The following is a 21,896-nucleotide window of genomic DNA, read 5'->3' as shown; positions in this document are numbered from 1 at the left end:
CGACGAACGGACTTGGGATGCAAAACAGGTGGATGGTGGCCTCCCGCAATCGGCGGGGGCTCCCCTATGAAGGTCAACAGACCCATCGAAAGACGGCTGCCATGGGGGCCGCCGCGCTTCTTCTAGCAACGCTCTTCAACGCGGCCATTTTGACCCAGCCCGCACAGGCGGCTGGCCCCTTGGTCGTCACGTTGACATTTGATGACGCCAACGCTGATCAGGTGGCCGCCGCGAACTATCTTAATTCCAAAGGAATGAAGGGAACCTTTTTCCTCCCCTCCGGCTACCTCAATGCCGTCGATCCGAATGGTGGTCCGGCCCCGTACATGACGACCGCCCAGGCACTCGCCCTCCAAACGGCAGGCAATGAGATTGCCGGGCACACCGTTACGCACCCCGATCTTGCACAGATGGACGCGAACGAGGTGGCACGGCAGGTATGCAATGACCGCGTAAACCTGACCAATATGGGCTTCCGCGTCACGAACTTCGCCTACCCGTTTGCCTCCGCTACCCCAGCCGTGCAGCAAACTGTCGCCAACTGCGGCTACAACAGCGCCCGGGGCCTCGGCGACCTGAAGAGCAAGGCTGCTCCGACTCTGACCGAAGTCGCCGAGCCGCTACCAGTTCCGGCAGCAGACCTCTACTTCACCAAGGCGCCCGATGAGGTGGACAACACTTGGACAGTTGCCGACATGCAAACGGTTGTGACGCAGGCCGAGGCCGGTGGCGGCTGGGTCCAGCTGACTTTCCATCACTTCGACTCCACCACGGATCCGTTGACAGTCACCACTCTCAACTTCCAAAACTACGTGAATTGGCTGTTGACCGAACAAACGGCCGGCAGGATCGCCGTCAAGACAGTGAGCCAGGTGATGGCGGCGCAGTTCCCTGACCCGTCCAATCCAGCCCTCGACGTAAACAAGCCGGTTGTCAACGGACCGGCCGCACCGCCACCCATCACTGTCGGGAACCTGCTCCAGAACCCGAGCCTGGAAACGGCCGGCCCGGTAGCCTCAGGACTCCCGTATTGCTGGGCGATCGGTTCATACGGCACGCAAACCTCCACGTTCACCAGTGTGACTCCCGGCCATACGGGAAACGTCGCCGAACAGATGGTGACCACCGGCTACGTTAGCGGAGATGCCAAGCTGCTACCCACCTTGGACCTGGGTCAATGTGCCCCGAGCGCTACCCCCGGTCACACCTATCAGATGTCCGCTTGGTATAAGTCCACCGCCCTAACCCAGTTCGAGCTGTACTATCGAACGGGCTTGGGCACGTGGACGTATTGGACGGCGAGTCCGAACTTCGCGGCGGCAACAGCTTGGACTCAGGCTACCTGGACCTCACCGCCCGTGCCGGCGGGAGCCAGCGCCATCAGCATGGGCTTGAACCTGCTCAGCAACGGAACCCTGGTCACGGATGACTACGGTTTGTTCGACACGATATCGGCGTCGGTTCCGGGCGCTTTCCAGTCGACGGCACCGAGCAGGTTCCTCGACACACGCAACACCGCTCCCGTGGCACCGGGCGGAACAGTTTCCTTCCAGGTCGGCGGCGTCAACGGAATCCCGGCAACCGTCTCGGCAGTGACCTTCAACCTCACCGTCACAGAGCCGACGTCGTTCGGATTCGTCACCGCCTACCCATCAGGAACCACGCGGCCCAACGCATCCAACCTCAACTACGCCAAAGCACAAACCGTCCCGAATCTCGTCACCGTACCGGTAGGTACCGATGGGAAGGTTACGCTCTACAACCAATCCACGGGAACCGCCCAACTCATCGCAGACGTCTCCGGATACTACCTCTCCGGCGCGGTGACAGCCCCTGGAGCGTTCCAGCCGATGGCCCCGAACAGGTTCCTCGACACCCGCAACACCACTTTGGTGGCACCAGGCGGAACTGTTTCCTTCCAGGTCGGCGGCGTCAGCGGGATCCCGGCAACCATCTCGGCAGTGACCTTCAACCTCACCGTCACAGAGCCGACGTCGTTCGGATTCGTCAGCGCCTACGCCTCGGGAACCACGCGGCCCAACGCATCCAACCTCAACTACGCCAAAGCACAAACCGTCCCGAACCTGATCACCGTACCGGTAGGCACCGACGGAAAGGTGACCCTCTTCAACCAATCCACGGGAACCGCCCAACTCATCGCAGACGTTGCGGGATACTACCTCGCGGGAACGCCTGTGGCGTCCGGAACGTTCGCGCCGATCGCGCCGAACAGGTTCCTTGACACCCGCAACACCAGTTTGGTGGCACCAGGCGGAACTGTTTCCTTCCAGGTCGGCGGCGTCAGCGGGATCCCGGCAACCATCTCGGCAGTGACCTTCAACCTCACCGTCACAGAGCCGACGTCGTTCGGATTCGTCACCGCCTATGCCTCGGGAACCACGCGGCCCAACGCATCCAACCTCAACTACGACAAAGCACAAACCGTCCCGAACCTGGTCACCGTACCGGTAGGCGCCGACGGAAAGGTCACCCTTTATAACCAATCCACGGGAACCGCCCAACTCATCGCAGACGTCTCCGGTTACTTCCTGCGATGAACTCCTGAACCCTGGAGCAAAGCACTTTCCGTCCCGGTTCGCATCATGTTGGCCGGGACGGAAGTGTGCTCGGCGCTGGTCAGGGCTTAGGCTGATCCACGGATTGTGATTGGGGCTATGAGCCGAAACTCATGTTGGCGCCCAGCTGGACCCGGTCATGGCCTTGGCCCCCGCAACGCAGGGCTGGCCGACTTGGAGGGACCCGCGACTGAGCGTTCCGACCGAAAACGAAGCAGGGCTCCGGTTATGGCTCGCCACGCGCTCCAAAGCCTTTGCTATACTTCAATCGCGTTCGGAAAGCTTTGGGGACCGCAGAGTCCGACGCCTAAATTCCCTGCCGGTCGAACTCAACGATAGGCAGCTGATGACTTACTCCGCTTCGACGCCGCGCCCCCTTCGGCTTCGATCCTTGGATGGTTGTCGTGGACTGGCCGCCCTGATCGTTCTGATCCACCATTGCGCCCTAACCGTTCCTGAGTTCGCCAACCTCTACTTAGCTGGCCAGATCCCTTCGCAAGGAACACTGCTGTGGTGGCTGAACGCCACCCCGTTGAAGATTTTCACGGCCGGCGGCGAAGCGGTCCTGCTATTCTTCGTCCTGAGCGGACTCGTTGTGTCCTTGCCAGTCCTACGGGCCAAATCCTTCGACTGGACTGCTTACTACATCACGAGAACACTTCGCCTGTGGGTGCCGGTCGCGGCGTCCCTGTTATTGGCCGCTCTCTGGGTAACCCTTGTCACAAAAGACTCCGCAACTGCCGTTAGCAAATGGGTCACAGCATCTGATGTTCCGTTGCTCGAATGGCAGGAAGTTGTTCGTGGTTTTGATGCCGTCCGTGGACCGACCAGGATCAACAACCCATTATGGTCGCTTCAGTGGGAGTTTCTTTTCTCGTTGCTGCTGCCAGTCTTCGTGGGAATCGCCGTACTACTGAAACGCTGGACCGTCGCAACAGTGGTTGGGTGTACGGTTCTCGCTATCGTCGGTGCGATGAACGACATCGGATTCATGACGTTTCTGTCCGCTTTCCTTGCGGGGGCTGCTCTGACTTTTCCTGTCATGGCACGGACCCGACGTTACCGTCCCGGGGGTGCGTCATTCTTGACTCGAGCCGGCTGGTTCGGATGCTTGACAGCCGGAGTCCTCCTCATGTGCGCTTATTGGCCCATGGTTGTCGGTGGCGTCACCGATCCGCTCGCACTGGCGATTGGCAAGGCATTCGGCATTCCAGGTGCCGTGCTCATAGTCCTTTGCTCCATATTCTCGAGAACGGCCGCACGCTTCCTAGAGCTCGGACTGATTCAGTGGCTAGGTAAGATTTCCTTCAGCCTCTATTTGGTCCACGTCCCGATTATCCTTCTCTTCAGCCGCCTGCTCGGGGCCGATCACTGGATGCGAGCGCTGCTGCTCGCCGTGCCCGCATCGTTTGTCGTAGCCTGGATTTTCTCCAAGTTTGTCGAGCTCCCTTCTCACCGCCTCGCTAAGTACGCCGGCCGGTTAGTAGCCGCGAGAGTCAGAGAACACGTGACCTCCAATAATGCCGTCGGCGAAGCGCAGCTGACTCGGACGGGGACGTCCTTCGACTCAGAACAACAAGAAGTCTCGCACCACCTGTGAGCTGATGCCCGTGTCAACGAGCCATGCATCTGCGTCAACAAAAATGATCTAACCACCCCGGAACCTTTGCACGTCATGCGGCGCCCGGAGACCCACCCCCAAGGCCGAATGCGCTGGCTATTCCACTGCCATATTTAATTGAGAGTGATTATCGGGCATATTTAATTGAGAGTGATTATCGGGCTCCTCGGAATTAAGCGTGGTTTTGTGGTTCTTCCGGTAGGGCGGTGGCCTGTTGCCTGCCAGGAGCATGTGACCGTGGTAGCCCAATTTGCCACCCTCATGACACCACCTGTGTAGCCAGTCATGGAACCACCCGGCGCGCCCTGCCGGGAAGGCCGGCTACGGCCTGTTGGATCATCGCGTCAGTGTCGTCGGCGCGGAGGTCCGTGGGAATGGGATTCAAGGCGGTCAGTGTGGTAAATATCAGGGAAGTGCTCCGGTATCGCTGGCGACGCCATCCACCCGCGACGCCACAAAACGTCCCTCATACACGCGCCGCTGGAGGCCGAAGCCCCGCCACTTGAATCCCATTGGCACTAGCACCAACTTGTGCATAGATGATATAGCCCGGCATCATACCGCGGGCCCCGACGTATGACGCGCGGATTCTTCCGGTCAGCTACGGGGCCGGGGACAAGCGATGGACCGGCTCACGACCTTCCTCAGGCTTCTCTCACCGGGTGCAAATGGACCACGATCCATTGGTTGAAAGGTTAGGGTTATGAAGACGCAAGTCTCAGCTATACCCCGAAATCGAAAGGACCCCCGGTGCATCATCGGTCGATTCGCCGAGCGGCAGGAGGACTCCTGCTCTTGGGCATCAGCTTGGCCGCTTGTGCCAGTCCCCCAGCCAAGCAGGACATCCGTGGTGCACTCACTGCGATTGGGAGCCCAATTCAAAGTGATCCTATTAGCGCCTGGGCCGGTGCGTGGCAAAAGTCCTTCAAGGCAACTTCATTGAATTACTCTCCCGACGGCTCGAACGTGGGGCTGACGGCCCTCGCAACAGGACAGGCGTACTTTGCGGCACTTGATGCCCCTTTGACGGCGCAGCAGCAAGACTCGACCAAGACCGAATGTGGCCCTGGCGGCGCGTTCAGCGTGCCGACTTCCATTACTTCAGTTGGCGTTGCCTTCAATCTGCCCAGCGTTCGGAGTTTAAAGCTTTCACCGGATGTACTTGCGATGATTTTTTCCGGAAAGTTGACCCGCTGGAACGACAAGTCCATCGCAGCGATCAATCCAGGGGCGGCGCTACCGAACACGGCCATAGTTCCCATCACCGCTAGCTCGGCTTCAGTGCTCACTTCGGCCAGCACGCGGTACCTGTCGTCCTCCGCTGATTGGCCGACCGGTGTAACGGACAAGTGGACAAAGGTCCCCGGTGGTACAGAGGTGAAGAACCCTCGGGACTTGGTGAAGAAAGTGGATGATACGGCCGGCGCGATTGCCTTCATGGATTCGGAGTCGATCGGTTCGAAATTTGATACTGCACTCTTGTCATTCGGCAGGTCGTTCATGCGAATGTCCAAAGACTCGGTCGCAGCAGCTGTTCAGGATGGCACATCCAAGACGTCGGCCACAGGAGTCGAATTCAGCCTTCCTGAAAAAACCGATCGCGGCTACGCACTCGGCATCGTCAACTATCAAGCATTTTGTACCACCTACAAGAATCATCAGATTGCATCGCTCGTTAAGTCTTGGGGAGGCTTCGTGCTCAGCCCCGATGGACAGTTCGCGTCAAGCTATTTCTCCGGGGTAGCCTCGCCAAGCGAACAAGCTCTGCAGGAAGCGACGCTTCTGATAGGAAAGATCGGTAGCCTCCAGTGATCGACCCCCAAGCTACACACGGACATGAAAGTCCGAACACGATCTCCGAGCAGCTCCCTCCTTCCGGTCGAAAGAGGCTCCTGGCCCGAAGCGTTTCATTTGGAACCAGAGCAGGTTTTGGGTTCTTTGTACGCGTCTTTGCATTGTTGTCGGTGTTGATCACCCTATGGACCCTAGCCACTCCCCTGATGGCCTATCCCGACGAACCTGCGCACACCATCAAGGCTGCGGCGGTGGCAAGAGGCCAATTCTTCCCCCACCCCGGCGAATCCTTCGGCCACGGAGTCCATGTCCAGGTTCCGTCGTACATTGCGAATATCGGCTCCCAGAGCTGCTTCGCATTCACCAAGGAGAAGCCGGCAGATTGTTCGCCCGACATACCCCTTGATGACACGTACACCACTATCGGGGTGACGTCGGCCGGACTGTACAATCCGCTCTACTACTGGCTGGTAGGCCTGCCAAGCCTTTTCATGTCGGGTGCGCCGGCGATCTTTGCCATGCGGATTGTTAGCGGACTAATGTCAGCAGCCTTCTACGCCGCCGGTTTCACCGCGTTGTCTCGGCTGCGTCATCCCAAGTGGCCAACGGTTGCCGCAGCGATGGCGACTACTCCCATGGTGTTGTTTCTGGCCAGCGGAATCAATCCAAATTCTTTGGAGGTCGCGGCTTCGATGGCGGCATTCTGCGGGCTCGTCTCAGTCCTTGAAAACTCAAGACAACTTCATCTGGCCCGTCCCGGCATTCTGGCAGTGGGAGTCTCGGCTGCAACTCTGGCAAACACCAGGAATGTTTCTTTACTGTGGCTGCTTTGCGGCGCAATTGTCGCCTGTCTCTTCTTCCGGGGTTCCGACATCGCCGCCATTTTCCGCAACCGAGTGTTACTAATCGTTGCCGGACTGTCGTCGCTGGGAGTGGCGCTAGGGGTCATATGGAACTTCGTGATGCTGGCAGCGCCACCTTCAGCAGGTGAAGCGCCTGCAGGAATATCCAATGCGGTCGAAGGCCTTCGTCCGTCTAACGCCTTCGTCACCATGATGGACAGGTCCTTCGATTTCGTGACCCAGTACATAGGAGTTGCTGGCTGGCTGGACGCTTCATTGCCGCAAGCCGTCCTCATGTTCTGGAATATGTTGCTCATAGCCATCCTTCTGATGGTCCTCTTGATGCGCCCCGCTCGGTTGCAGTTGGGCTTCTGGGTCGCGATCGGCATGCTCGCAGTGGTGCCCGCTTTGGTTCAGGCGGCTCTGGTCACCAGCAGTGGCTTTATCTGGCAGGGGCGGTATAGCCTCCCGCTGTTCGCTATTGCGGTAATTTCAGCCGGATTGGCTCTGCGGTTCCGTAAGTTCAAGTCGAATCTCTCCAGCCGGAGCCTCACAAAGATCCTCCTTTGGGCTGCCTGGGCCGCTCACGTGTATGGCTTCGTGTACATTCTGCGCCGCTACGTCGTGGGGCTGCCTGACTCCGCCAATTGGCTAATGATGTTGAACAACCCTTCGTGGCAACCGCCCCTCTCTTGGGAAGGTCTCACGTTGCTCTTCGCGTTGTCCCTGGTCATAGGAGCAAACTATCTCTATCGCTTTCTCCACCCAAGCGCACAGTTTCTCCCGCAGCGCTTGACTGGGGCGTTGAACTGGCTGACGCGTCGCCGTGGAACTCCTTCGGACCGGCCGGAATCCGGCCACTCCGTGGAACCTGAGCCGGTCAGGTAGAGCCATCTCCGGGCCCAAAGCCAAACGCAAAGGGTCTGGCCAGGCATTGCCTGGCCAGACCCTTTTGTACTAACGGTTTTCTGCGTGACAGCTAGCTGCGGAGATAGGCCTTCAGCCTGTCGGAGCTGCTGACCGGAGTAAAACCAGTTGCTTTGATCTTGCTCAAATCAAGGATGCTACTGAGGGGCCGCGGCGCCGCAGCCTTACCCTCGAAGTACTCTTCGGTACTCACGCCGGTAACGTCGTCCGCCGATGCCCCGCACAGTTCGTACACGCCGCCGGCAATGTCCGCCCAAGACTCGGAATCACCGTCATTGCTGAGGTTGTACGCCCCAAACGGAGCGTTCGAGTCCAATAGGTGCTTAATCCCGGCCGCGATGTCTTCCGTGAAGCTGAGCCGGCCGATTTGGTCGTTGACGACGCTAGGCTTGATTCCACGACTCGCGAGCGAGGCCATGGTCCGAACGAAGTTGTTACCCTCACCAATGACCCAGCTGGTCCGAACGATGTAGTGGCGTGGAACCACGCTGACGACGGCGTCCCCAGCCGCCTTGGTCTGGCCATATACGCCAAGCGGGGTGAATGGTTCATCTTCGTCATGCAATTCGCGTGTGCCGTCGAAGACATAATCCGACGAGACATGAACCAACGTCAGGTCCTGCTCGATCGCAGTCTTCGCCAAGCGCGCCACAGCTGACACATTCACGTGCCAGGCAGCTGCCCGCCCCTCGGGGCTCTCGGCTGCGTCGACAGCGGTGTATGCGGCTGCATTGATGATTGTCGAGTAGTTCTTCCAGTTCCGTCCCGCAAACGACGCTTCGTTGGACAAGTCGAAGTCAGCCCGTGCTGCAAACTCTACGGAAGCGTTGCCGGCGTACGCTTCACGCAGCGCCTTGCCGAGTTGACCGTCGGCGCCCACCACGAGCACCTTCCGAGCCGGCATTGGTACCACCTCAGCCAGTCGCGGGTGCGCCTTGTCCTTGTCAGACAGCTCTGCCTGGTCCAATGGCACCGGCCATGCAATGGCGGCGGTTTCATCGGCGAGGTTCAGGAAGGTGTATCTGCTCTGGGCGTCTGCAGACCAGTGGTCGTTGACGAGATAGGTGTAAGCGGTGTTGTCCTCAAGGGTCTGGAACGCATTGCCCACGCCGCGGGGAATGAAGATGGCTTGGCTTGGGTCAAGTTCGGCGGTGAAGACAGCACCAAAAGACGGGCCTTCGCGCAGATCGACCCAGGCTCCGAAAATCCGCCCCGCGGCCACCGAGATGAACTTGTCCCACGGCTCGGCGTGGATTCCTCGGGTGGTGCCGGTCTTTTCGTTGAACGAAATGTTGTTCTGAACGGGACGGAAGTCCGGAAGGCCAAGAGCGATCATCTTGTCCCGCTGCCAGTTCTCCTTGAACCAGCCGCGGTTGTCGCCGTGAACAGGCAAATCATAGAGAACGACGCCGGGGATCGGAGTTTCGCGTGCTGCGAGCGGCTTCGAGAATTTCAATGTCATCGCTTACTGGCCCTGTTCCTTGTAGCGCGCTTCCGTCGCAGCTTTTTGCGGACGCCACCAAGATTCGTTGTCACGGTACCAATTGATGGTGTCTTCGAGACCGGCGTCGAAGTTTGAGAACTTGGGGTGCCAACCGAGCTCGTCACGCAGTTTGTTTGAGTCGATGGCGTATCGGAGGTCATGCCCGGGGCGATCCACCACGTGGTCGTAGGCATCGTGGGCCTGCCCCATGTGCTCGAGAATAAGCTCGACGACGTCCTTGTTGTTCTTTTCCCCGTCGGCACCGATCAAGTAGGTCTCGCCGATCCGGCCCTTCTCGATGATTGCGAGCACGGCCGAGGAATGGTCGTTGGCATGGATCCAGTCGCGAACATTCTCGCCCTTGCCGTAGAGCTTGGGCCGGATGCCATCGATGACGTTGGTGATCTGGCGCGGAATGAACTTCTCCACGTGCTGGTACGGACCGTAATTGTTGGAGCAGTTGCTGATGGTTGCGCGCAGTCCGAACGAACGTACCCAAGCGCGGACAAGCAAGTCCGATCCTGCCTTCGTGGAGGAGTACGGGCTCGACGGGTTGTAGGGAGTGTCCTCGGTGAATCGCTGGGTGTCGTCGAGTTCCAGGTCTCCATATACCTCATCGGTGGAGATGTGGTGGAAGCGCTTGTCGTGCTTTCGGGCAGCTTCGATGAGGGTGTACGTCCCGATGATGTTGGTGTCGAGGAAGGGCCGGGGGTCGTGCAGGGAATTGTCATTGTGTGATTCGGCTGCATAGTGGACCACGACGTCGGCGCCAGCGACAAGGCCGTCAACCAGGCCGGCGTCGGCGATATCGCCCTTCACGAGGGTGACACGATCTTCCGGGAGACCGCTGATGGACTCCGGATTGCCCGCGTATGTCAGCTTGTCAAGAACTGTGACACTGGCGTCTGTGTTAGCCACCAGGTAGTGGACGAAGTTGGAACCGATGAAGCCGGCGCCGCCGGTGACAAGGATTTTCTGCATGGGGCCAAGCTTACCGGCTGGCCACCGGCCAGCTTGATTGTATTTACTTCAGCAACAGGTGAAACTGCAAAGACTCTGACACCATCAGTAACATTAGACACATCCGTGTGTCATTATTGTGGGGGCCGTTCCGTTCTCGGCCTGCCAAGATGATCCGGGAGTTTCCTTGCGCAACAACCCAGCCCACAAAGTCCTGCTCGCAATGGCGCTCGCGATACCGCTGGCGTGGGGCAGCGCCGCCATCCCAGCCAACGCAGAACCGGCCACGACGGCGGGGCCAGCGCCGAGTCCGGCTGTGTCCCCCACGGTCGCGGTTCCGACGCCGACCTCGCCGTCGCCCATTGCCTCACACCAGGGAACTGCGGGAGCCGCCCCGACGGCGCCGCAGACGAGCGCGCCAGTGACAGCCCAGGCGTCTCCGACCGCGACGCCCTCAGCCTCCGGCCAAACATCCTTCAATGGCCCTCCTGGAACTGCTTCGATGGGCCGGGCAGGCCTCAAGCCTGCCACCGCCCCCGGGAGCGGACCGGCAAGGAACCAGGTGTCCGCTGCCGCGTACACGGAACCATCTGTGGCCGAGCAGCCAGGCGGCACGGCGGGGCAGCCGCTTGGCCTTGATGTCAGTTCCTGGCAGGGCTCAGTGAACTGGACCGACGTGAAGAACAAGGGCGCCCGCTTTGCCTACATCAAGGCCACGGAAGGCGTGAGTTACACCAACAGCGAATTCGGTGCGCAGTACAACGGAGCCAGCTCCGTGGGACTCCTCCGAGGCGCCTATCACTTCGCCCGCCCCGACGTTTCCGACGGCGCCACCCAGGCCCGCTTCTTCGTGAACAATGGGGGTGGCTGGTCGGCCGACGGGATCACCATGCCCCCCGTCCTGGACCTCGAAGCCTGGGACGGGAACAACCCGTGCTACTCGAAGTCGGCCGCAGATTTGGCGACCTGGGTGAGGGACTTCACACGCACCGTGTACAGCATGACCAACAAACAGGTCATGATCTACACCAGCTACTACTACTGGCGCGATTGTGTGGGCAACACCAGCGAATTCAGTCAAACAAATCCCTTGTGGTTGGCCTCTTACTACACAAATTCGCCGGCCGTCCCGGGCGGGTGGCCGACCTACACCATCTGGCAATATGCGAATGCCTACGCGGACGCCTCCCAGACGGTGATGGCGACCTTCCCTGGTGACCAGGATGTCTTCAACGGCTCGATGGATCAACTACAGAAACTCGCATCGACTCCGGACAACTATCCCATTGGACTCATCCCTGGGGCGACCCTGCTGACCGGCAAATGGGCCGGGGACGGCAAGAGCTACGTCGGATGGTTCAAGGATGGTTTTTGGTGCCTTCAGATGCCCCGGGCTCAGCGGAAATGCTTCGGCTACGGCAATCCTGGCGATAAGCCCGTCGTGGGCAACTGGAACGGAAACGGAACCGCCGGTATCGGCATCGTGCGCAACGGGGTCTGGTGGCTGGTTGACGACATCAACACAATGGCCATCTCCAAGGTTGTTGCCTTCGGGGTCGGCTCCGACACTCCGATCGTGGGTGACTGGAACGGATCCGGCCGGGACAGCATCGGTATCTGGCGAAACTCCAGCTTCCAGGTCAGCTACTCCATTAACAACCCTGTAGTGAACGAGTTCACTGCATTCGGCGTTCCGTCCGACACGCCCATCGTCGGGGACTGGACCGGTAGCGGCAAAACAAGCATCGGCGTATGGCGCAACGGCCAGTGGTGGCTCAGCAGCCGCATTCAGTCCCCCGTTGTGTCGAACGTCTTCAACTACGGAATCAGCACTGACAGCCCGATTACCGGCGATTGGAACGGCGACCGCGTCACAACCGTCGGAATCGTCCGAGGTAACAGCTGGCAGTTGACTAACAGTCTTTCGCAGCTGTCCGTGGACATCGCTTACTTCTAGGAAGCCTCGCTCAGCGATCCACGCGAGGAAGGCAGCCGACGTCGAGCCTCAACCATGAGGCGAAGCAGCACAACACGCGCAGCAACAATAGTCGCGAGAGAACGCCACCCCTTGGGGGTGGCGTTCTCGTCGTGGATGCGGCGAAGCAACGTGGGATCGTCAAGGTGCGCGATAGAGCCGGCCATGTTTCCAATAATCGCCAGCCACAGATCGTGGGATTCACGCAAGTAGGAAGGCGCCGGGGCGAACGCTCCCAGAAGTTCGCGCCGGAACGCCATGCCGCACCCATAGTATGCGCGGTAGCCAATCAGGATTCCGAACAGATTCGCGATCGACCTGCGTCCATCGGCGGCCCTAAGCCGGGGAATCGCTGGCCGGGGTCCGCCTCCCAGAACGTCGAAATTACTGGCAACGACGGCGGTCGACTGCAGCGCGGACAGCATGCGCTCAAGTCTCCCCGGGATCCAAACGTCGTCCTGGTCTGCAAGGAAAATAAACTCGCCCCGGCTGGCCAAAGCTGCCTGTTGGAAGGAACGAACGTAGCCTTGGTTGCTGTCAGCTCGGATGAGCCTGATCCTCGGATCGTCAAAGGCCGTGATCTTTTTCACAGTGTCATCCGGGGACGCGTCGTCGACGATCACCAATTCGTCTGCGGTACCAAGCTGGGTAAGGATCGACTCAAGCTGCTCTCCGACGTAACGGGCTCCCTTGTAAGTGGCCATGCAGACGCTGGCGCGTATCCGCGGGGTGGTGTGCTCGTTGCGCTTGTTCATAGCCTCACAGTCCGTTTGTTTACATGGAGGAACGGGGGCTTTGCACCCTCCCGCCCGACTGCACCATCTTAGGTGACGGCTTCCTCGCCAGAACCATCCCGTAAGATCGATGAAGACTGCCCGTGACCCAAGGACGCTCCTGCCATATGAAGACCGTACTGCTGCGACTTTCCGGGTTCACCGTTCTGCCGCTGCTGTCCTTGATCACCCCGCTCCTCCTCATTCCAGTCATTTCCAGTTTTGTCGGTGGCGACGGAATCTCGAGCGTCATTTCCGGCCAGGCGATCGGCACCTTCGCAGCTACCGTGCTGATGTGGGGCTGGAATGTTGACGGACCAGTCGCCGTCGCCCGTTCCACAAGCGCGGCCGACCGGGGCAAGGTTTACCTCCGAAGCATGAGGACGCGTATCCTCCTGCTGGCCCTTATACTTCCCGCCTCGGCCATCGTCGCCGCGCTGGTTGCCAATCCGGCTTTCTGCCCTGAAGCAGTCGCCATGGCCTGGGCCGTCGGTATTGCCGGGATGTCGCCGTCGTGGTTCTGCATCGGCCTGGGCCAACCAAGGCTGCTGGCCATTTACGACACGGTCCCCCGTTTCATCGCCACCGCGGCGGCCGCGCCGCTGCTGCTATGGACACACGAGCTCTGGTTCTACACCGGTCTCCTCGCACTTGCATCAATTGTTTCACTGGTCATATTCCACCGGGCCTTTTCCCCCGGGGGCCAGTGGCTGCCCCGCGATGTCCGTTCCGCATTGCGGGAACTCGCCTCACAGGGCCGCACGGCCGGGATCAGCCTCGCGGGTAACGCCTACGCCTCCACTCCGACCCCGATCGCGACAGCAAGTACCGCGCCCGCAGCCTCCGGCAGCCTCGCGACGGCGGACACCCTTTACCGCTTCGGCTTATTTACCGTAGTCGCGCTCGGGAACGCCTTCCAGGGTTGGACACTCGAGCACGGCGCCGCAAGCCACCGCAAACGTCATCTTGCCGCCATCTGTGCCCACGCAGCACTGGGCGTCCTCGGGGCAGCCGTGTTGACAGTTGCCGGTCCGTTCGTCAGTAGCCTGTTGTTCGCAGGCAAGGCCCAAGCCACCACGGAGCTGTGCTTCTACTACGGCCTTGCGTTCCTGTTCCTCAGCGCCAGCACCCCCTTCATCCGGAATCTGCTCATTCCCGCAGGGCAGCAACATCTGGTCCTTCTGTGGACTGTGGTCTCTGCCCTACTCGGCGTCGCGGCCATGATCTGGGCCGGAACAGCCGGTAACGCCCCTGGCATCGCTCTCGGGATGGCCCTCAGCGAGGCCGTCCTTTTCCTGGCGCTGCTGATTCCTGGATTCAAAGTCGTGAACACAGAAAGGCCGAGTCATGCAGACAAGTGAAACTCGGGAAGTCGTTGCTATTATTGCCGCCTATCGCCCGGATCCTTCTCTCGAACAGGGAGTGCGTCAATTGGTCCAGCAGGGCATCCGCGTCCTCGTCGTCGACGACGGATCCCCTTCGGGCTCTGCGGGTGTCTTTGCGCAATTGACTCAAGCGGGGGCCACAGTTATCCACCAGCCTGAGAACGCAGGCATTGCGGCAGCACTCAACGCAGGCATTTCGGTTGCCCGATCCGAGAGCGATCCAGATTACATATTAACCCTGGACCAGGATTCCCGGCTCAACCCCTTCTATGTCCAAAACGCAATCGAGACACTGCTGCGGGCGGCTTCTGCGGGAATTGACGTCGGCTTCATCTGCGCGTCCGCATACAGCGGGCACTCGGTGCCGACGATGGGCACCGTGGGATCCTTCTCGGAGGCCTTCGATCCCATGCAGTCGGGCTTCATGATCCCTATCGAAACCATCGACCGCGTCGGTGTCTTCGACACCGGGCTCTTTATCGACGGCGTGGACTCCGAATACACCATGCGTGTGCGAAGCGCCGGACTCCATGTCTTGGTCGGGGAAGCCTGCGACATTGACCACGACCTTGGTCAGCGCGATCGCGCGCGACTGCTGGGAAGGCCTCTGGTGGTATTTGGTCGCGAGATCTCGTTTAACTATCATTCCCCCAGCCGTGTTTACTACATCTGCCGCAACGGGACTGCGCTCACGCGCAGGTATGCCTTGAAGGCCCCTGCTTGGACTTTCCGGAGGCTCGTTGAGGAAGGTAAAGCCCATGTGTTGCGATTTACTTTCAGCACAAGCAGGCGCAAGCTGATTTTGGCCGCGCTGGCGGGGTTCACTGACGCTTTGAGAGGACGTACGGGCCGGATCCCTGCCGAACTGGAACGAAGACTCAAGTAACAGACCGGCCAGCAGGACGCGATGCGTGCTCGTCGGCGCCCCTCTTTGGAATTGATATAGTTTGGACACCATGGAACCAACCCCCACAGCCCGCGTTCTGGTCATCATGCCAGCCTGGAATGAAGCCGAAGCGGTCGGCAACACGGTGCGTGAAGTACTCGCGACCAGCGGCCGCTACGACGTTTTGGTCGTTAACGACGGCTCAACCGACAACACAGCCTCCGTCGCGGAAGCTGCGGGCGCAACGGTCCTCAACCTACCGTTCAATCTTGGTGTGGGCGGCGCCATGCGCGCCGGATTCAAGTACGCGCGCCGGCTCGGTTACCGTCAAGTCATTCAGGTTGATTCCGATGGCCAGCACGATCCAAGCAGCATCGAAGAAGTACTGGGCGGCCTTCGCCACGCAGACATTTCCATTGGCGCCCGCTTTGCTGACCGGGGGAACTACAAGGTCAGCGGTCCCCGCAAATGGGCAATGCTCTTCTTGGCCAAGGTTATTTCAGCCCTGGCCAAGACGCGCCTCACGGATGTCACAAGCGGTTTCCGCGCCGGCAATGACCGGGCCATCAGCCAATACCTGGACCATTACCCGGCAGAGTACCTCGGAGACACGATCGACTCCCTTGTCGTAGCAATCCGCTCAGGCTGCACCGTGACCCAGGTCCCCGTCGAAATGCGTGTGAGGCAAGGCGGCACCCCAAGCCACAATCCCGCGAAAGCGGCTATTTATCTTGGAAGGTCTGTGTTTGCCCTGCTCTTTGCCCTCACGCGTAAGCGGTCTGCCCCGATAGCCAGGGTCCCCGAAGTCGAAGGAGCAAGCTGATGGGAAATCTCGCCGCGTTCCTGCTGGCGCTGGTCATTGTCGCCTTGGTTTTCGAAATGCTGCGCCGCAAGAAACTCCGGGAAAAATACGCAGCTTTATGGCTGATCGTCGGTGTCGCGACGCTGATCCTCGCTGCGTTCCCATATCTGCTGAACATCGTCGCAGAAGTTGTGGGTATCCAAGTACCTTCAAACCTCCTGTTTGCGATGAGCATCCTGATGTTGCTCGGTGTCTGCCTGCACTTGTCGTGGGAGATCTCTGTCGTAGAGGATGAGACCCGCTCACTGGCTGAGGAAGTGGCCATCCTCAGAACCCAGTTTGAGTCCCTGGCTGGGGGGGCACCCGCGAATACGACGGCCAATCCAGCAGTCAACACACCTGACTCTTCCTCGGCCCCAATCTCCAGACAATCAAGCGAAGGTTTTGACGCATAAGATGCCCCTCGACATACTGATCCCTTATTGGGGAGATCCCGGTTACATGAAGGAAACCGTCAACAGTGTCCTTGCCCAGCACAACGGCGATTGGCTTTTGACGGTCGTCGATGACGCGTACCCAGGCACCGAAATCAGCGACTTCATGGCCGGGATCCAGGACCCGCGAGTTAAGTACATCCGCAAGGATCAGAACGCTGGCATTACGGAGAACTACCGAACCTGTGTTTCACTCGCCACACAGGAGATGATGGTGATCCTGGGTTGCGATGACGTCTTGCTACCAAACTACGTGGACGTCATCCTCTCCGCCCATGCCAGCTTCCCCGATGCCGCTCTCATCCAACCCGGCGTGGAAGTCATCGACGAAGAAGGTCAGGTCGCGGCCACACTCGTTGATGTGGTCAAGCAACGGATCATCAAGCCCAGAGGCGGTGGCCGCCAGCTGATGGCCGGAGAGTCAATCGCCACCAACCTCATGCATGGAGACTGGCTTTACTGGCCGTCCCTTGCCTTCCGCACGGACAAGATCCGTAAGGTGGAATTCCGCGACGGCTTTCCGATCATCCAGGATCTCGCCTTGATCATGGACATGATCTACAACGGCGATCAGCTGCTGATCGATCCGGAGCTTTGCTTCCAGTACCGCCGGCATTCAAACAGTGCATCCTCCACCAAACTCGTGGATGGCTCCCGCTTCGCCGGTGAGCGGGAGTATTTTGAGGTCGCCGCCGCCCAGGCTGATGAACTCGGTTGGACGAAGGCGGCCCGATCGGCAAGGCTCAGGCTGACCTCCCGTGCACACGCCGCAGCCCTCCTTCCCAAGGCGGCCGCGAGCCGCAACAACGCTGCCGTCAAGGCCCTCGTCCGACACACTTTCGGAAAGTAACTTCCGCTACGAAAGGTCCAATGGTGACTTCTGCAACTAATCCTGTACGCCCCGGCGGTACTGTCCTCATCACTGGCGGCGCCGGTTTCATCGGCTGCGCCGTTTCCCCCGCCCTGGTCGAAGCCTTCGACCGGGTAGTTGTCGTCGACAACTTGCACCCTCAAATCCATGCCTCCGGTGAGCGGCCTGCCGGACTGCACCCGAAAGCCGAACTCGTCGTCGCCGACGTCGCGGATGCTGCAACTTGGGACACCGTCTTGTCGAACGTGACCCCCGACGTCGTGATTCACCTTGCTGCGGAAACCGGAACAAGCCAGTCTCTCGAGGAATCGACCCGCCACACTCACGTCAACGTCGTTGGCACTTCCCAGCTTCTCGATGGCCTCAACCGCCACGGCAAAATCCCGCGACGGATCGTGCTGTCCTCCAGCCGTGCTGTCTACGGCGAAGGCGCCTGGGCCGACGTCGACGGCAAATTGTTCTACCCAGGCCAGCGCACCAGCGAGACCCTGGACAAGGCCCAGTGGGACTTCCCGGGCGCAACCCCGGTAGCTATGAAGGCGTCCGAAACGTTCCCCGCGCCAGTCAGTGTCTACGGGGCCACCAAGCTTGCCCAGGAACACGTCCTGCAGGCCTGGGCAAAGTCCTATGGGGTCGAAACCGTCATCCTGCGACTCCAGAATGTATACGGTCCAGGCCAGTCGCTTATCAACCCCTATACGGGAATCATGAGCTTGTTCTGCAGGATGGCCATGGGAGGCAAGTCGATTCCACTTTACGAAGACGGTGAAGTCCGCCGTGACTTCATCCTGATCGACGACGTCGCGTCGGCCATTGTCGCGGGCGCGGTCTCCCCGACCGTCCAGGGCGAGCCAATGGACATCGGTTCGGGCGAGTACCAGACCATCGGCACAGCCGCAGAGCTTATCGCCGCGCACTACAACGCTCCTGCTCCCCACGTGACCGGGCAATACAGGCAGGGCGATGTCCGTCACGCATGGGCAGACGTCACGACCGCGGAAAAAGTACTCGGTTGGACGCCGCAGTACAACCTAGCCCAAGGCATCGACCGCCTCGCCAACTGGATCGACGTCCAGCCCGACGTCCAGCCAGCCTGACCCGGGACGGAGATAAGGACGTTGCCCTCGACCGTCGCTATCGTTTCACTGTTTAACCCGTCCGACGGAGTACTAACAAACGCCGCGGCACTCCTTAATCAGGTGGACGCGGTGGTCGTCGTCGACGACGGAAGCCCGCAGGATCCCACAGGGATCCTTGACGAACTGGCAAACCTCGGCTGCCTGGTGGAGCGACTACCTGAAAACTCCGGAATCGCTGCCGCGCTCAATGCCGGAATCTCCTCTGTTCTGTCGTGGGCAGCGAAGCCGGACTACATCCTCACCATGGATCAGGACTCACTGCTCGACGACGGTTACGTCGCCGCCCTGCAGGCAGCTGCGACGGCGGCCCTGGCCGCTGAAGTTCCGGTGGGCATGGTGGCCCCCGGCTCTGTCAGGGGGCTCCCTGTCCGACGCGGCCCGATGGTGAACGGCATTCAGCTCGGCGGCGAACCTATCCAGTCAGGACTCCTCATTCCGGTCCCTGTGCTCGAGAGGCTAGGCCTGTTTCAGTCCAATCTCTTCATCGACGGGGTGGACAGCGAGTTCTATCTGCGGTGCACTGCTGCCGGACTTCGCGCTGTCATAGCCAGGGACGCTGCTTTGGACCACACTCTGGGAAGTCCAGCCACAGCCAGGGTGTTCGGCCGGGAACTTACCTTCGGCGGTAAACCACTCAAGATCCGCACCGCCGCTGACTGGCGCTACTATTACCTCTTCCGAAACCGGATCCTGCTTGCGCGCCAGTACGGCCGCCAGTTCTTGGTGTGGACCTTGAAAGGTTTCTTGGCGGACTACAGGCATCTGGCCATCGTCACATTGCTTGCCCCGCGCCGTCAGGTCCGGCTGGCCAACGCCCTCAACGGGATCCGAGATGGGATACTCGGCCTGTCCGGCCGGCGCCCCGACTAGGCTGCGCCAAGCAGCCGCCTCTCCAGGTCCGGTCTACATCAGACCACCGCAACGCATAATCCGTATCGCCGCTAGAGCTTCACTTTATCAATGGGGAAAACCGCACATGAGCACCGCATTCGACGACCAACAACATCTCCGGCAACGTGCCAGTGCGAGAAAGTCCGGCCAGGAAGCCGGACCAGACCCGCAACTCCGTCGGCACACACGCGGAATTCTGGCCTTGGTCATCGTCATGGGTATCGTAGTCGTCCTGAGGACAACCGGCCTCTTGCAGGGAACGCCCGCACTTGTCCTTGCTGCCATCCTTCTGCTGCTGTTGCCCACCGCGCGCGTGTTGTCCCAACGCATCCTCTTCAACGGACTGATTCTGGCCGGCCTGGTACCGCTGACCTGGTGGCTACCTGAACGCATGATGGGCACGGACCACGGAACACTGATGCTAGCGGCCCTCGCCGGGTTCATAGCCTGGTGGATCGGATCCGCAAAGCTTCCGGCGCAGCGGGTCCGCCGTCTGGTCCCGCGTGCCCGCTGGATTGACACCATCCCGTTCCTGTCCGCCTTGCTATCGGCATTGTCGCTCGGCACGATGCTGACGATCCGGTCCCCGCTTGACGCCTTGTCAATCCTTACCAGCAGGTGGGACTACCAGTCCCATTTCAGCATCTACTACATGATCCGCCGCTATGGCGAGGTCATCCCGACCATTCCGCAAGGCACGGCCGGCGACACTTGGGGGTTCGCCGAGTACCCGCAAGGCTTCCATGCTTTGCTGGCCACAATGTCGGATCTTCTTCGTCCGTCATATACCAGCGTGGACAGCGAGCTGGTCGGTTTCATCAGCCTCCAGGCCGCCTGCAGCGTCCTTACGGTCCTGGTTGTCGCTGCCGGGCTGTGCGCGCTGCCCGCGGTCCGCCGAAGAGCAGCTGTGATGGCCAGCGGAATCGCCATCGCCATGGCCGCCTGGATCTACGGCCCCGGATCCATACCCGCATATGAGGGCTTCGCCAACTTCTACCTCGCCTGCGGCATGGCGACGGCGACGGTGCTTGCCGTCTTGACCTTCCAGCGCCGCGTCCCGGTCATCGGGGTTGCCGTTATTGCGGCAGGTCTTGTCAGTATCTGCAACAATTGGCTCTTGCTGGTATCCCTCCTCACCGTCGTGGTCGTGATGAGGCTATGGTCGGTCGTGCGTCATCGCAGCAGCTATAGCCGCCGGTGGTGGATACTTTCCTCGGCGTGCATCAGCGTCAGTGTGCTGGGCATGGCGCTACCCATCATTCAGATTTCGCCCCTCATCGAACAAACTCAGCGCATCCTTGACGCTCAAGGCGGCATCGCGTACCCGGACTTTGGGCTCGCCCTGATGGCGATAGTCCTGGCTTTGGTATTGGGCCTGGCCAACCGCTCCCTTGCCATGCGTACAGGTTCCCTACGGTTGAGGGAGGAACGATTGGACGTTTCCAGGGCCTCAGCGGGGCTTTTCATACCGGTTGCCCTCTGCATCTGGCTGGCCGTCTCGCAAAGTGTCCAAACCGGTGCTATTACGTATTACTTCTACAAATACCTGATTGCGCTTCTGCTGCTTGCCTGGCCGCTGGCAGTCGCAGCGGGAGCGACCTTGATCCCACCGGCCGTGCCGGCAGACGGCCCTATCCACAGGCGCAGCCCGACACTGGCGCTGTGTGTGCTGGCTATCACTGCAACGCAGGTTTTCGGCTTTTCAATTCCAGGACTGCAGACCGTGGGTCTTCCGGCGACGGCCCGCCCGCTGACTGACATGTCAGGCCAGCAGGGCCGCTTGCAGAGCACCCCTGCTTTCGTGCCCCGGCTCCTACAGAGCGCCCGGCAGCCCCAACCAGAGTCAACGATCTACATCCCTGGACCTGGAACCGTCGATCCTATTCTGGCTGCGCGCTGGCAATGGGGCATGCGAGGCAAGTCCTCATCAGCGACGACCGATCTTAGCTTTGACATCGTGAGCATCGTCAAGGACTACAACCAAGCGCCCGAGGTCATCGGCAAGGTCCTAACCCAAAACCCCACACTGTACGCAATCGTGGATCCCGAACTGTTTGAACCAGTTCACCAGTACCTGATGGACCTCGGCGTTGCAGATCGGCTGATCCGGCTCGGATGATCGATAGATGTGGCCGCGGTTCCCACGGGAACCCCGGGCTCGCGTTGAATTCCGTCGTGCCCGCAGCCTGCCGCGGTCGACCGTACGTGTTAACGCCAACCGAAAATAGGGCCAATAGTGCCAATTGAAAACGGAGCCACGGGGTTGTGGTTTTATTGTGCCGTACTGATGGCGGGTTGATGTGGTGCGCCTCGAACGCTTCCAGGTCCTTGTGGGCCGGGAACCTCGCGGCCAGGTACTCCTCATGCGACCAGCCGGCGTTTTTGGCCTGGTCCCCGAGCCAGCGGAACCCATCGCTTATCCGCGGTGCACTCAGGGCGCGGGCGTAGTACTCGATCCGTGACGGCGTCCCGGTCAT

The 21,896-nt window shown here is 60.2% G+C and carries 17 protein-coding genes; 13 read left to right on the top strand and 4 right to left on the bottom strand.

From position 1 onward, the window contains the following. Positions 1–101 precede the first annotated feature (101 nt). From OOZ51_RS01700 to OOZ51_RS01685, 4 genes are all read left to right on the top strand, one after another. Complete coding sequence (locus OOZ51_RS01700) at positions 102–2,558, top strand: polysaccharide deacetylase family protein (RefSeq protein ID WP_265977155.1); 2,457 nt, start codon at positions 102–104, stop codon at positions 2,556–2,558. A 364-nt stretch (positions 2,559–2,922) separates the two neighbouring features. After that, positions 2,923–4,176, top strand: coding sequence for an acyltransferase family protein (locus OOZ51_RS01695; protein WP_265977154.1), 1,254 nt, complete (start codon positions 2,923–2,925; stop codon positions 4,174–4,176). A gap of 771 nt (positions 4,177–4,947) precedes the next feature. Further along, complete coding sequence (locus tag OOZ51_RS01690) at positions 4,948–6,009, top strand: substrate-binding domain-containing protein (RefSeq protein ID WP_265977153.1); 1,062 nt, start codon at positions 4,948–4,950, stop codon at positions 6,007–6,009. A 152-nt stretch (positions 6,010–6,161) separates the two neighbouring features. Continuing rightward, entirely contained in the window at positions 6,162–7,721 is a 1,560-nt protein-coding gene (locus OOZ51_RS01685; RefSeq protein WP_265977152.1) for a DUF2142 domain-containing protein, read from the top strand. Positions 7,722–7,812: 91 nt separating this feature from the next. Here OOZ51_RS01685 and OOZ51_RS01680 read toward each other — a convergent pair whose 3' ends face one another. From OOZ51_RS01680 to OOZ51_RS01670, 3 genes are all read right to left on the bottom strand, one after another. Next, a complete protein-coding gene (locus OOZ51_RS01680) occupies positions 7,813–9,222 on the bottom strand; it encodes a bifunctional dTDP-4-dehydrorhamnose 3,5-epimerase family protein/NAD(P)-dependent oxidoreductase (RefSeq protein WP_265977151.1) in 1,410 nt (469 codons plus the stop codon). 3 nt (positions 9,223–9,225) lie between these two features. Continuing rightward, positions 9,226–10,224 carry a dTDP-glucose 4,6-dehydratase gene (rfbB, locus tag OOZ51_RS01675; protein WP_265977150.1) on the bottom strand — a complete coding sequence of 333 codons (999 nt, stop codon included), beginning with the start codon at positions 10,222–10,224 and terminating at the stop codon, positions 9,226–9,228. A 93-nt stretch (positions 10,225–10,317) separates the two neighbouring features. Then, positions 10,318–10,683, bottom strand: a complete 366-nt coding sequence (locus OOZ51_RS01670; RefSeq protein WP_265977149.1) for a hypothetical protein — start codon at positions 10,681–10,683, stop codon at positions 10,318–10,320. A gap of 82 nt (positions 10,684–10,765) precedes the next feature. Between OOZ51_RS01670 and OOZ51_RS01665 the strand changes: the two genes are divergently transcribed. Further along, positions 10,766–12,160: a GH25 family lysozyme gene (locus OOZ51_RS01665; protein WP_265977148.1), complete on the top strand. Its 1,395-nt coding sequence runs from the start codon at positions 10,766–10,768 to the stop codon at positions 12,158–12,160. On the opposite strand, the gene OOZ51_RS01660 is transcribed toward OOZ51_RS01665, so the two are convergent. After that, on the bottom strand, positions 12,157–12,933 hold the full coding sequence (locus OOZ51_RS01660; RefSeq protein ID WP_265977147.1) for a glycosyltransferase family 2 protein: 777 nt from the start codon (positions 12,931–12,933) through the stop codon (positions 12,157–12,159). The genes OOZ51_RS01665 and OOZ51_RS01660 overlap by 4 nt on opposite strands. 146 nt (positions 12,934–13,079) lie before the next feature. Here OOZ51_RS01660 and OOZ51_RS01655 point away from each other — a divergent pair, with 146 nt between their 5' ends. The 8 genes from OOZ51_RS01655 (at position 13,080) to OOZ51_RS01620 (ending at position 21,538) form a co-directional block, all read left to right on the top strand. After that, entirely contained in the window at positions 13,080–14,312 is a 1,233-nt protein-coding gene (locus tag OOZ51_RS01655) for a polysaccharide biosynthesis protein (RefSeq protein WP_265977146.1), read from the top strand. Next, positions 14,299–15,222 (top strand): glycosyltransferase, encoded by a 924-nt coding sequence (locus OOZ51_RS01650; RefSeq protein ID WP_265977145.1) that lies wholly within the window; start codon positions 14,299–14,301, stop codon positions 15,220–15,222. Before OOZ51_RS01655 ends, OOZ51_RS01650 begins: the two co-directional genes overlap by 14 nt. A 70-nt stretch (positions 15,223–15,292) precedes the next feature. After that, positions 15,293–16,045 carry a glycosyltransferase family 2 protein gene (locus OOZ51_RS01645; protein ID WP_265977144.1) on the top strand — a complete coding sequence of 251 codons (753 nt, stop codon included), beginning with the start codon at positions 15,293–15,295 and terminating at the stop codon, positions 16,043–16,045. After that, positions 16,045–16,479, top strand: coding sequence for a DUF2304 domain-containing protein (locus OOZ51_RS01640; RefSeq protein ID WP_265977143.1), 435 nt, complete (start codon positions 16,045–16,047; stop codon positions 16,477–16,479). The genes OOZ51_RS01645 and OOZ51_RS01640 overlap by 1 nt, the downstream gene beginning before the upstream one ends. Position 16,480: 1 nt before the next feature. After that, complete coding sequence (locus tag OOZ51_RS01635; RefSeq protein WP_265977142.1) at positions 16,481–17,368, top strand: glycosyltransferase; 888 nt, start codon at positions 16,481–16,483, stop codon at positions 17,366–17,368. Between the two features lie 23 nt (positions 17,369–17,391). Beyond that, entirely contained in the window at positions 17,392–18,486 is a 1,095-nt protein-coding gene (locus OOZ51_RS01630; RefSeq protein WP_265977141.1) for an NAD-dependent epimerase/dehydratase family protein, read from the top strand. Positions 18,487–18,507: 21 nt separating this feature from the next. Then, positions 18,508–19,398 carry a glycosyltransferase gene (locus OOZ51_RS01625; protein WP_265977140.1) on the top strand — a complete coding sequence of 297 codons (891 nt, stop codon included), beginning with the start codon at positions 18,508–18,510 and terminating at the stop codon, positions 19,396–19,398. Between the two features lie 106 nt (positions 19,399–19,504). Beyond that, a complete protein-coding gene (locus OOZ51_RS01620; protein WP_265977139.1) occupies positions 19,505–21,538 on the top strand; it encodes a hypothetical protein in 2,034 nt (677 codons plus the stop codon). Positions 21,539–21,896: the final 358 nt, after the last annotated feature.

Source organism: Arthrobacter rhizophilus (assembly GCF_026241105.1).
In the GTDB taxonomy this organism is placed as follows: Bacteria; Actinomycetota; Actinomycetes; order Actinomycetales; family Micrococcaceae; genus Arthrobacter.
This window is presented reverse-complemented; position numbering and strand designations above follow the sequence as displayed.

Excerpts from the sequence above, each read along its gene's own strand:
- OOZ51_RS01700 (WP_265977155.1), top strand. The coding sequence starts at position 102 with ATGGGGGCCGCCGCGCTTCTTCTAGCAACGCTCTTCAACGCGGCCATT.
- OOZ51_RS01695 (WP_265977154.1), top strand. The coding sequence starts at position 2,923 with ATGACTTACTCCGCTTCGACGCCGCGCCCCCTTCGGCTTCGATCCTTG.
- OOZ51_RS01680 (WP_265977151.1), bottom strand. The coding sequence starts at position 9,222 with ATGACATTGAAATTCTCGAAGCCGCTCGCAGCACGCGAAACTCCGATC.
- rfbB (WP_265977150.1), bottom strand. The coding sequence starts at position 10,224 with ATGCAGAAAATCCTTGTCACCGGCGGCGCCGGCTTCATCGGTTCCAAC.
- OOZ51_RS01660 (WP_265977147.1), bottom strand. The coding sequence starts at position 12,933 with ATGAACAAGCGCAACGAGCACACCACCCCGCGGATACGCGCCAGCGTC.
- OOZ51_RS01655 (WP_265977146.1), top strand. The coding sequence starts at position 13,080 with ATGAAGACCGTACTGCTGCGACTTTCCGGGTTCACCGTTCTGCCGCTG.
- OOZ51_RS01650 (WP_265977145.1), top strand. The coding sequence starts at position 14,299 with ATGCAGACAAGTGAAACTCGGGAAGTCGTTGCTATTATTGCCGCCTAT.
- OOZ51_RS01645 (WP_265977144.1), top strand. The coding sequence starts at position 15,293 with ATGGAACCAACCCCCACAGCCCGCGTTCTGGTCATCATGCCAGCCTGG.
- OOZ51_RS01640 (WP_265977143.1), top strand. The coding sequence starts at position 16,045 with ATGGGAAATCTCGCCGCGTTCCTGCTGGCGCTGGTCATTGTCGCCTTG.
- OOZ51_RS01635 (WP_265977142.1), top strand. The coding sequence starts at position 16,481 with ATGCCCCTCGACATACTGATCCCTTATTGGGGAGATCCCGGTTACATG.
- OOZ51_RS01620 (WP_265977139.1), top strand. The coding sequence starts at position 19,505 with ATGAGCACCGCATTCGACGACCAACAACATCTCCGGCAACGTGCCAGT.